4 protein-coding genes are annotated in these 11,935 nt (G+C 53.4%); all 4 read right to left on the minus strand.

Annotation, left to right across the window (positions count from 1 at the left end; translation table 11 throughout):
• Positions 1-855 precede the first annotated feature (855 nt).
• The 4 genes from MXE41_RS06230 to MXE41_RS06245 all read right to left on the minus strand — a co-directional run bounded on the left by MXE41_RS06230 (position 856) and on the right by MXE41_RS06245 (position 11,627).
• A complete protein-coding gene (locus MXE41_RS06230; RefSeq protein ID WP_247099867.1) occupies positions 856-1,995 on the minus strand; it encodes a hypothetical protein in 1,140 nt (379 codons plus the stop codon).
• A gap of 873 nt (positions 1,996-2,868) precedes the next feature.
• Entirely contained in the window at positions 2,869-4,173 is a 1,305-nt protein-coding gene (gene brnQ / locus MXE41_RS06235) for a branched-chain amino acid transport system II carrier protein (protein WP_247099868.1), read from the minus strand.
• A gap of 1,725 nt (positions 4,174-5,898) precedes the next feature.
• A complete protein-coding gene (locus tag MXE41_RS06240) occupies positions 5,899-8,772 on the minus strand; it encodes a PP2C family protein-serine/threonine phosphatase (RefSeq protein WP_247099869.1) in 2,874 nt (957 codons plus the stop codon).
• 2,006 nt (positions 8,773-10,778) lie between these two features.
• Positions 10,779-11,627, minus strand: a complete 849-nt coding sequence (locus tag MXE41_RS06245; RefSeq protein WP_247099870.1) for a M48 family metallopeptidase — start codon at positions 11,625-11,627, stop codon at positions 10,779-10,781.
• Positions 11,628-11,935 lie beyond the last annotated feature (308 nt).

The following is an 11,935-nucleotide window of genomic DNA, read 5'->3' on the forward strand; positions in this document are numbered from 1 at the left end:
GCTCCGGTTATAAAATGCTGTTGCAGGCCTTTTCCTTACAGATCGGGCCTGATGTGAATCTTTTGTCGGTAAGTTATGCAGGAAAGTACAAACCTGCAGGCATGGCGCACCGGTTAAGGCTCCAGTGCCTGTCCATCTTTTCAGCCTATCATAAGTATTACGCCTGAGTTCCATGGTAATACAAGCTGTCGAAATAACATTAGAGCACTTTGGGATCTGCATCACATACAGGACATTAGATATCAGCATGCCCTGCGATCAAACGCCACTGCTGTCCCCGCAAAATGTCACAGCCCCACAGGCCTAAGCCCTCGCGTCAAAATCTCATAGCCTCACAGGGCACACCCTTCGCCTCAGAATCTCACAGCTTCAAAGGGCACACCCTTCGCCTCAGAATCTCACAATCTCACAGGGCACACCCTTCGCCTCAAAATCTCACAGCCTCACAGGGCTCAGCCTTTGTCGCAGAATCTAATAGATTCACAGTTCTCGCGCTTCACCTGAAACTCTCGTAGCCATTCTGATGCCAGAGAGACATGCCCTCAGTCAGTCATTGTCCTCATGTCCACAATTGCAGTATGCCAACAGTAAAGCTGCTGTGGTACTGATAAATACAAAATATTTTGTAAAGCATATCGTATAAACAGCAAAGCCTGCACAGAGGCAGGCTTTCAATGGTATTTATCTGCTCCAGTACCGGAGTCGACACTGGCACAGAGCCTGATGCTGTCCTGCACGGCCGGGCAGGCACACAGCGGGGCTGTGCAGGGCTGGCCATGTAAGGCCGGGCCGGGCTGTCAGGGCAGAGGCATGATGTGTTATCAGGCCATATGAAGTATCAGGTCTGATGGGAGATCAGGTCTGCTGGTGAATTACGCAGGCTACCTGGCAGTCAGGACAGATTTCGATGTAGCCGTAACCCTCGGCAAATTCCTCTACGGTATCCCATTGAATCTGGGCTAAATATTTCATTGGTTTGCCGCACTTTGGACAGGTTTTGATATCAACATCCTGAACCCAGAAAGCATAGCCGCCAATGGAGCTGCCCATATCCCAGTCAGCATGCCAGCGCAGAGAGGCAGACTCAGGACCGAGCACCCAGGTGTTGGCTGCCATCTTCTGGTAATCATCCTCACTTATTGTGCATTCACAGTTAGGATCCTGCTCATATTCAGTAAGAGGCCAGCTGTTGCCCTGAAGATCATAGCCGGTGAAATAGCCGTCATCCCAGTACAGGCAGGACATGCAGCCCTTGATCGAAAGCACTCCGTCGATTTTGAGGAAAGCAAGGCGGGGATCGCGACCGTCAATGCGGATAATCTCAAAAAGCCGGGCACCGCAGCGGGAACAGTGCTCTTCAGGAGCAGTCTCGGAAATTATGGTAACCGGACTGTTGGCCTTGTCTTGAGCCGTACCCTTAACCAGTGACCAGCACTGAGGGTAGACAACCTCCATCATGTTGAAGTCTTTATCGTAGGTCCAGCCACCATATGGAGCGTAAGAGCATGGATCTACATGCAGCTTGCTGCGCCAGGCACGGGGCTCTTTATGCAGAGTTACAAAGGTGTCATAAACAGTCTGACGCATCTGCGGACGGGCACCGGCGACTGCAGCGCACAGCAGAATCTGATTGGCAAGGAAGCTGTCCAGATCATCACGCAGCAGCATCTCACACAGGCCCTTGACTATCTGCTCAGGAGCATCCTTGTACAGACCGCAGGGAAAGTAAATTCCATTGTTAAAGGCAATACGCGCAAATTCTGAGGTATCGATATTACGATAGCGGGCCAGCTTTGAAAACTGATCTTCAAAGTCATCATCAAGATCATCTGCAGTTTTTATCTTATCAAGCAAAGCATTGATCCTGGACTGCAGCTCCTCCTGACTCATATCAGCAATCTGCTGACGCTCATTCTGGGCCTTGCATCCCCAGCAGAGGCCGTCATAGTATTTGATGCGTCCGCATTGAGGACATGGATATTCTTTACGTTCCATACAAATTATTCCAACAATGTCCAGGTTCGTGTAAGTAAGGGCCATACCGGCACTGCCAGCAGGCATCACAGCCTGCATTCCGGGCCTTGGCTGCCCAGGCCTGCCCCTGAGGGCAGCGGGGCTGACCTGTGCTCAAGGATATGTGGTCCTGCAGTTACACGCTGCTTTGACTTCCTGTTTGTACTGAATTTCCTGCAGTAACAGCTGTAATACTGCGGCAGTGCAGCCGACCTGATAACCATGTTGAGCCTGACAGAAGATCAGAGGCACAGGCTGGCGCTGGCACCATAGTGACATGATGACAGGTAGTCATAGCGTACTGGTGCTGGCACTGGCAGCTGGGGCTGCCGGGCGCCTGGAGAGGCAGCACTTGCCAATGTTAAGGCATATCGGGCATGGCAGCCCAGGGCTGCTGTCTGCATATGGCTGGTACTGGCGCGGGCTGATGGTGACGGGCACCAAACAGCATTGTAAGTATAGTTTTACCTTGAGCCAAATACAAAGAATCGACTGCGAACCTGGAGGTATGGTCACGTTTTCATGGCTCTCCCACGGCGCATGATGCTCAGCTGGCGCCAGGTAAGTGGCTGCTCCATGGACTGCTCCCGTGTCTGTGCCTGTACCAGTGACTGCAGCTGACAGGCTCACGCCTGGTCAGGCGGGAGCCGGGTGGCGCCTCCAGACAGAGCCGGGAGTCATGGCGAGCGTGGGACGGAGGCCGCAGCGGAGTCGGGGCGCGACCTGGTTTTGAAATCGTTTTCATGGGCTGGAATTTTTGTAAGGCCCAAAAGCAAAAGCCCCGCACTGAGCGGGGCTTTTGCCGGGTTGCCGAAGTGACGGCCGACAGCTGAGCTGCAGGCCGTTACATAATGACTAGGCAGCCTTCTTGTTTACCATGCGGTCAACTACGGCCAGAACGACACATAAGATGATGCTTGGGAGTAACCAGGACAGATCGCTGTCATATAAAGGCAGCAGGGCCTTTACAGAGTCTGGCAGGATGTTCAGACCGGCAGCCTCGATACCGTCGTTGATACCAAAGATCAGGGCCAGAAGGCATACTGGGGCGATAACAAAGCGCTGGTTGATAAAGAAGTCACGGAAGAATGAGGTCATTACCAGCACGATGAACATTGGGTAAACAGAGATCAGACCTGGAACAGAAATGTTGATGAGAGTGGTCAGACCAAAGTTGGCAATGGCGCAGGAAACAACAGCAAAGATTACGGCATAGGTGCGGTATCTGATAGGCCAGATGGTCTCGAAGTAGGAGGAACAGGCGCAGATCAGACCGATAGCGGTAACCATACAGGCTACGATAATCAGAACAGCCAGGAAGATGTTACCGAAGTTGCCGAAAGCGTGGCTTACATAGGCACTTAATACCTCAGCACCGTTGGTAGCCTCAGGAGTAAGAATGACAGAGGTGTTACCAAGGCGGAACAGGCAGATGTAGATGAAGATAAAGCCCACACCAGCCATACAGCCGGACATGATGGCATAACGGGTTACTGGCTTGGCATCGGTTACGCCGTGAGAACGGATAGCGTTAACGATAATGATGGCGAAAGCCAGGGAAGCCAGAGTGTCCAGAGTGAGGTAGCCGTTAACAATACCCAGAGCAAAAGCGCCGTCAACAAACTGCTCCTGTGGAGCGGCAGGCTCAGAAGGAGCCAGGAAGATAGCGGTAATACAAAGGATGATTAAGGCAGCAATCTTGATTGGGGACAGGACCTTGCCTACAGTGTCAAGAATCTTGGCCGGATACATGGCAAAGATAGTGGCAATAATAAAGTAGAACACACTGTAGCCCGGCAGCAGATTGGTATCAGCGCTTACAAATGGCTTGATGGCAAGCTCATAGGCCACGGTAGCGGTACGTGGAATAGCAAACAGCGGGCCGATACATAAGAAGCAAACTGCAGTGGCAATGAAGCCTGCTTTGGCTCCAATTGGTTTGGTCAGCTCTTCCATGGAGCCGCCCAGACGGGCCATGGCTACAGCAGCGATAACTGGAAGACCAACACCGGTAATTAAGAAGCCGATGGCTGCAGGAGTAACGTTAGTACCAGACTGTAAACCCAAGATAGGAGGGAAAATAATGTTGCCGGCACCGACGTACAACGCAAAGTTGGTCATGCCCAGCAAAATGATTTCCTTAATCGTTAATTTTGACATAAATAAGCCTTACAAAACTCTAAAGGTCTTAAGACAGTTTGTCCTGGCCTGCCGGTTCTGTCTTTATCCGGGGCCTGTCTGTTTGCGCTCTGTGGCTGCTGCCTGAAAATCTGAAGTTACTGACATGTGATATTCTGGCCGCCAGTGTTCAGGGTCTTGGGGGAAAGAGTTTAGTCTGGTCCGATTCAGCCCGGTCAGGCTGGAGATATGACCACGGCAGCGCAGTCAACTGGTAGTTTTGCGTGCCGGACAGCAGGAAGAAAAAGTCAGTTCTGCTGCTGTATCAGGCTCTTTCATTGAAAGGGGCAGAAAGCTTAACGCCTCGGGCAGGTTCGCCTGAGTGCCGCCAGGGACTGGCAGGTGGTGAGAACAGGATGTCTGGGAGGGAAAAGTACTCAGGATTAGCTGCAGTAACATTCACAGGAGCTCTCCTGTAAACAATAAGCATGGCAGATTATTTCAGTGCCATGGCCACAATCTGAACTGATATTCTGCCTTGTCCTTACGCCGGCTGCTGCCCTCTGGGCGCCTTGCCTGAAAGCCGGTAAGCCTGCAGGAACCTGCGCAGGAAATGCACATATCGATATTCAGCAGCTGGACATGCTGCTTAAAGTTTCCTTCTCGGAAGATCCGCTCTCAGGCTGCACGATCCTGGGGAGCTGCAAACAGAAAAAAAACGGAGCCGCCATGGGATGACTTAAACTGCCATTCCGTGCAGACTCCCGTGTTTTCTGTCTTAGGACGTTAATCATCGTCGCGGACATTATGCCATAAAAGGCCATTGTGACCAGATTATGCCCATTTATCTATACTGCGGCTCTTTTGCGGTGCACATCCCCTCAAAGGCCGATTCTATCCCCTGTCCCGGTCTTTGGACCGGCTAAGTCTGGCCCAGGTGTATTTTTTTATTGCACCATAGATGTGCAGATATTTAATAAAATCACTGCAACTTTTGCTGACGCACCCCCGCAATGCACCAGAAAAATAACCTTTGTGGCAACACATCCATACAACATGCCTCACTGCAGATCACCCTTCCAAAGGTCCCATAACCCTCAAATCACAGTTCATTCCATGCTTTATCCAGGTAAAACGTCCCAGGGCAGCCAAAAATTGCTTTCACCGCCCTCAACATAAACACTCCTGGCTCAGCCCATAATTGCGCGCACCATGCACCACCAGGAGCAGAGGCCTACGGCCACGCCCCCATGCTGCAATTACGAAAACCACGGTGAAGCCCTATGTTGGGTGCTGCCTGGTGCCGTCCAGTGCTGAGCACCCTGTCGCGTGATGGACGAATTGTTCATGGCGTCGGGGCCTTGGCCACTTAATATCGTTTAGCTGGCAGCTGTCATATGTCGACCATTCCGCGTCATCCCGAAACAGCTACAGAGCACTGGTACCAGGCCATGCCAGCCGCCCGCACCAGGTGCAGGGATCCGGTCCTGGGCAGAGGGCCGGTCCATGGCCAGGCATTCTGCTCCAGAGTCAGCTATCCCTGTCCTTGTCATTGCCCAGGTCCAGCTCCTGGCCGTGTCAGGATGAATTGTCCGGGCCGAGACCAGGAGCGGTGGCCTTGGTGGCGGAGCGGGCCGGTTGAGGTGCTTTTTAGGGGGCTGGATGCACTGAGGCCCCGGACAGTGACTGTCAGGGGCCTCAGAGTATGTGGCGCCACGGCTGTGGCTGGGCGACCAGCCGGGCGTGACCTCAGGGTAGCGGCGGCTTTTAATCAGCAGCCGGGGTGCGCAGGTCGGTCAGCAGCTGCTTGAGGCAGATCAGGGATACATCCTCGCGGAATGGGCGTTTGCCCTTGTGCATCTTGATATCGTTGAGCACGTTTATGACCAGTTCGTCAGCACGCAGGGAGCGGCCGCTCATGCAGTGCTCCATCAGGCGCTCCAGACCAAAGACGTTGTCCTGAGCATTGCGGACATTAATTACACCCCTGGTATAGAGGAGAATCATGTCATCGCGTGACAGGGAGCACTTGATCGTATCAAAGGTCATATTGCGGTCTGTGCCCAGACGCTTGTCATTTTCGCTGCAGATAAAGCGCGGACGCTTGCGGTCAATGATAACAGGGCAGCAGTGACCGGCATTGCACGAGATGATATTGCCGGTGGTCTCGGAAATCATGCCTACAAACAGTGATACCGGGCTGATGCGGGACATGGAGCAGAGACGATCATTCATATAGTTCATGATCTGAGACGGATCCATGTCGTTGCGCAGGGCTTCTTCAAGCAGGGTATTGACTACGGTTACTGTATAGGCGGCCTTGACGCCGGAGCTGGCACAGTCACCGATAATGAAAGCCAGATTGCCAGCTTTCAGGCGCTTGATGGTATAGAAGTTACCTGACAGCTCACGTGCCGGTACGGTACAGGCTGCAAAGTCTACGTAATTTGAAGAAGGCATGGCATCTTCAGATGGCAGAGCACTGAGCAGCATGGAGCGGGCTGCCATGAACTTGCCTTCCATACGGTAGACATTCATGCGGTTCTTGAACTCGGCCTTGAGGCTTTCACGCAGTTCATGAACAGTATTGCTGCAGCTTGACTCCAGATGACGGGCCAGTCTGAAGGTCTGAGAAACAACGGCACCTTCGAGGCTGGTACGGTTGACACCGCTCTGAGCGATGAAGCTGTTAACCATGTGATCTTCGATAAAGGCAATATCGTCCTCGCTGAGCTCAGGAAGAGCAGCCGGCTCATCGCCATGATCGGCACCATGGGCATCGTCAGCTCCGGCGCCAGCGCCAGCGCCAGCGCCAGCGGCTGAGCCAGTGCTGGCTGCGGAGCTGGCGCCTGCGGTGGCAGCCTGCTGACCGCTGGAGTCCTGAGGAGTGCCGTCCCTGGTCTGGCTTTGAGCCTGGTCATTGCCAGTCTCAGCGGCCTTGCTGTTATCCCTGTCCTGATCTGCATCTTTTGCAGCACCGGACTGGGCGGCGGCCTTCTCAGACTGGGAATCAGCCTTGTCATCACTGCCCATGGCTTTCTCAGCACCATCAGTGGCAGCTGCACCGGCGGCAGCTGCACTGGCAGCATCAGCAGCACCTGCGGCTGGAGCAGCGCCGTCTGCTGGTGCCTGATCGTTGCTCTGAGCGCTGTCAGTGTCCTTTTGTGAATCCTGAGTTCTGGAGCTGTCGCTGGCAGCAGCCTTGCTCTTTTCCTCTGCGCTCTGGCTATCAGTCTGGGTATCAGACTGATCAGCAGCTCTGGCATCGGCCGATGCCTTGTCACTGTCATCGCTCTGAGTGTTCTGCGCATCGCCCTGAGTCTTGTCGGCAGCGTCATCAGCGCTCCGGGCTGCTGTATCAGCTGTTGCGGAGCTGTCGGCTGGTGCTGCTGTAGCGGCAGAGGCGGTGCTGGCGGCATCAGATTCGGTACCAGAGGCATCGGCGGCAGGTGCAGCTGATCCTTTGGCTGTGGCAGAGTTCTGCTGAGCCTTGTGCTTTGCCAGGGCGTCCATGGCCTCAGCGAGCATACGATGGAACTCTTCAGGAGTCAGGCTCTGCATTTTCTCGAGCAGACGGGACAGACGGTTTTGCTTTTCCTGTTCGCTAAGGCCGGAACGATAGGCATTGAGCACGATTAAGAGCAGGAAAATAAGGGCAATGGATACGAGGCCGGTTTTGGCCATAGTGTAGAAAGAGTCGTCCTTGCTGTAGTGATCAAAAGGACGCTGCATTACCAGATATGAGCTGATGGAGCTCAGGTAGGAGGTACCAAGAATATAGGCTTCCTGGCCTTCCTTGATGGAGGAGACATTCTTGATGATATTGCCCTGACCATCGACTACGTGCACGCCTACCATACGGCGCAGCGAAGCCGGATCAATCTTGAGATCGAGCTTGAAACCACCGGTTTTGAAGATAGGCTGGCCACGGCGGGCAATCATGACATTGTCATCCTTGAGGATGCCCTGCATCACAGGATCAATGTCAGAGAAGATATTCTTTACATTGACAGCAGTCTTATTGAGCACGCTCAGATAGCTGTCGAGCACGAAGTAATTGCTGCTGGTCTTGCGATCATAGAGCTTAAGACACAGCCAGGTATCTCCACCAAAGTAGAAAATGCTGAAGCTGCGGTCCAGAGCAATCTTTTCCTTTATGGCATCGGTAAGGCGGGTACCGTCCTGACTGCGGGCGTTGAGCAGACGCTTTTCCTGCTTTTCAGAGACAGCTCCATTGACCTTGAGCTCTTTGGTCTTGAAGTTATAGCTTACATAAGGGACCTTGAAATGAGTAAGAGCATCGAGGGCAAATACCAGATCCTCGCCCTCGCCATAAGCAGAGCGGCTGCGGATATTCTTTTCAAAGAAAGACAGCAGCGGATCACGGGCATAGAAAGTCTTGTCCATGGACAGGACATTGGTAAGTGACATATTGATGAGCTGGTAATAGTCACTGTTAATGCGCTGTACATAGTGATTGAGGTCGGAACCTGTGGACTTAAGGGTAACGTCCAGCTGTCGCTGATAGTCAGAGTTGACATTGCGTTGCGCCTCATTCAGCGAATAAAAAGCACCTGCCGCAGTAAGACCAAGTCCCAGTGCGGTAAGCGTAATAACTTTAGAATAAGATTGCAGCTTCACAAATCAATCCTTATCAGCTGGCAGAGCTGCTCAAACGTCTGCCACCACAATTCAAAAATTTCCGCAGTGCGCCTGCCTCAAAGGCAGCTTCCTGCCATATGACAAATCAGCCCGGGTCCTGCCTGTCTGCACAACCCCGAAAATGCCATCGTGCCGTAGCGCCCCGTATCAGCAAGGGCGGCAGTATCAGTGATACTCCCAGCCCCATGGGGCTGACCATGGCGGCCGCCTGCGCAGGGGCGGGGCAGCTGCCTGTTCAGGTCATGGAAGAGACCTGTTCATGGCATGCAGCTCAATGGCAATTAACCGGTAAACAACCTGAGTTAATATCAGGCAGGCTCAAAAAGCATTGCAGCTCAACGAAAAATGACAGTCACAGCAGCTGTCAGCTGAGCTGACCTTATGTTCAGATACAGGTAAGGGCGCATCATGGCACCTGAAAAGCAAAAACTCTCCTGAAAACGGTACTTCCATGAACAGGTCAAATTCAAAGCAGCATGCGGCCAGTCATAAAAGCAAATGCACTTCGTACATGGCGTACGTACCTGCATCAAAAAATTATATCATGAGAAATGCCCGGACATGCCCCCTCATAATCAGCCTGAACCCGGCCGCAGACATACAAAAATGGCTATGTATGCAGGTAAACGTTCTCATAAGTCCTACCCTGCCAGCATTTATTCATGCCGGGATCGGCCACGGCCATAACCTGTTCAAGCCAGGTCCGCCCCCACACATCTGCACCTGCTGCCGCACCCCACGTCCACGCCCGGCACTGCCCTGGCCCGTCCCTGCTTTACACAGTCCGCAGCATAAAAGCCTCAGGCCCTGTCAGCAGGCCCAGTCAATAAGGACTGGGCTTTGCCCCTGGTGCACAGGCCAGATTGAGCTCAGGGTTTATCCACAGGCCGTACTCATCTTCTGAGTTACGTCACGGCAGTATCTTCTGCCCTTAGTCGTTCCGGAAAGCGTCCTGTAAAAGGCTATTACCCATATAGTTTGCCCGGCCCAGCCGACTGCCACGTAGCCAGTTAACATGAGTCTTGTGCCCGGCAGAGATAAGCTCAGCCACTATTGCCGCGCCAGCGTCCGCGCCAGGACCATGGGCAGCTGGTGGCTCTTTGAATCAGTATGAGGGCATTATGGAGCCTGCACTGGTGGAGGGGCGGCGATACCTGGTGCCGGTAACAGCCATGGCGCTGCTCTGGGGGACATACGGGATTTCAGGATGTCTGACAAGAAATTGCGTCACACTACGTCCTAAATTGCATCTATTAATCTATATCAGTCAATTTTGGCAGCTTCCGGACAAAGTGCCGCAAGGAAGTTCAGGGTAGGCATGGCGCAGATAAGAATGGCTATCGCATATGACCTGCAGCAGGTCAGCAATGAGATCAGGCAGGAATGTGGTCATAGCTTCGATTCGAAAGGACAGGTCATTGTCGGCATTCAGGGCTGTGGCACTGAGCTGATAAAGAGGCAAGCGCCTTGCTGGAGCAGGAGGATAAACACTGGAGATCGCGCTGCAGTGGCTTTGGAGTGAGCCTGGGCAGGTTTCAGTGCGTCTGTCAGATCTGGACTCAGGGATGATGCGTCTGCCGGTTGTGGTGCTTTTGCCTGACTCGGGTCAGGGGCTGTTGCCTGCGCAAGACTCAGGGATAATGCCTGATGTGGGTTCGGGGCTGTGGCCTGGTCCGTGTTGGGGGGTTTTGCCTGATTCGGGCCAGAGGTTGTTGCCTGGTCTGGGTTCGGGGATGCTGCCTGCGCCAGACTCTGGGATGAGGCATGAGCTGTGTTCGGGGATGTGGCCTGGTCCGTGTTCGGGGTTTTTGCCTGAGCGGGGTTTGGGGGCAAAGTGGAGTAAGGTCGGGGCGGAAAGCAGTTACCTGCAAATGTGGAATCTGGAAATGACAGGGGCGCCATCAGGCGCCCCGTGGTGAGCTGCATGCTGGCTGCAGCTTCAGATGCCGGTCAGGCCGGCACTGGTATGGTAATGAGTCCGGATCTTACTTGCCGGACTTGACATCACCCTTGGCAGCCTTTTCAGCCTTTAAGCGGTTGGAAAGGGCAGTGAGGTTCTCAATACGGTCATCACCAGATGGGTGGGTGCTCAGCAGGTTAGCCAGAGCGTTGCTGGAGCCGGAGAGGGCGTTCATCTTGGTCCACAGAGTTGAGGCAGCATCAGTATTGTAGCCGGCAGCATAGACCAGCTCGAGGCCCAGCTCGTCAGCCTCGGTCTCGTGAGAGCGGGAGAATGGCAGGGAGAAGCCGATATTGGACAGGGCATCACCAATGGCAAGCTTCTGCTGATCAACGCCCAGGAAAGAGGCGACGTTCAGAGCTGTCTGCTTGGCATATTCGGCTGACATCTGCTCACGGGAGTGTTCACGCAGGGCGTGGGCAATTTCATGGCCGATTACTACGGCAAGCTCGTCATCAGTTGGCTTGATGGTGTTAATAAGGCCGGTGAAAACGGCAATCTTGCCACCAGGCATACACCAGGCATTAACCTCCTCAGAGTCAATGACATTGATTTCCCAATTCCAGTTCTTGGACTCAGGACGGAACTGAGGAGCCTTGGCGATAAGCTTCTGACCGATTGCCTTGACGCGCTTTGTAGACTTTGCATCGGTGTTGAGAGCCTTCTGGGTCTTGGCCTCTGTGAGAACCTGGTTGTAATTCTTTACAGCAGCCTGATTAACCTCAGCTTCAGAAACAAGCATGATCTGAGTGCGATCGGTGGTTGATGAGTTTGCGGTAGTGGAACCTACTGATACACAGCCATTAACAGCTGGAGCAGTCACAGCAAGACCAACAGCCATGGCAAGGGCGGTTAAAACGTTCTTACGGGCCATATATACATTCCTTAATTGAGTAGTTTGTTATTCATCAAGGCTCAAACAATGTCCAGTCCGGGCGGACCTGAATCACACTGGTACAGCCTGATTAACTCAGGTCCGGCCGGTCCGGCGCGATCGTACTGCACGGACAGCCCTGCACGGACAGGCCGGCACGGATCGCACTTCACGGACATTCAGGTATTGACAGGCCGGCACGGATAGTCTGATCCGAAAATTCCGGTCAGCAAAGTCCTGCCCGGTCGGGCAGTAACAGCTGTATAAGAGGCTGACCTGCCTTAATTGTCAGTCCTGAGCTGTCGGCT

Source organism: Anaerobiospirillum sp. NML120449, assembly GCF_023051105.1.
In the GTDB taxonomy this organism is placed as follows: domain Bacteria; phylum Pseudomonadota; class Gammaproteobacteria; order Enterobacterales; family Succinivibrionaceae; genus Anaerobiospirillum.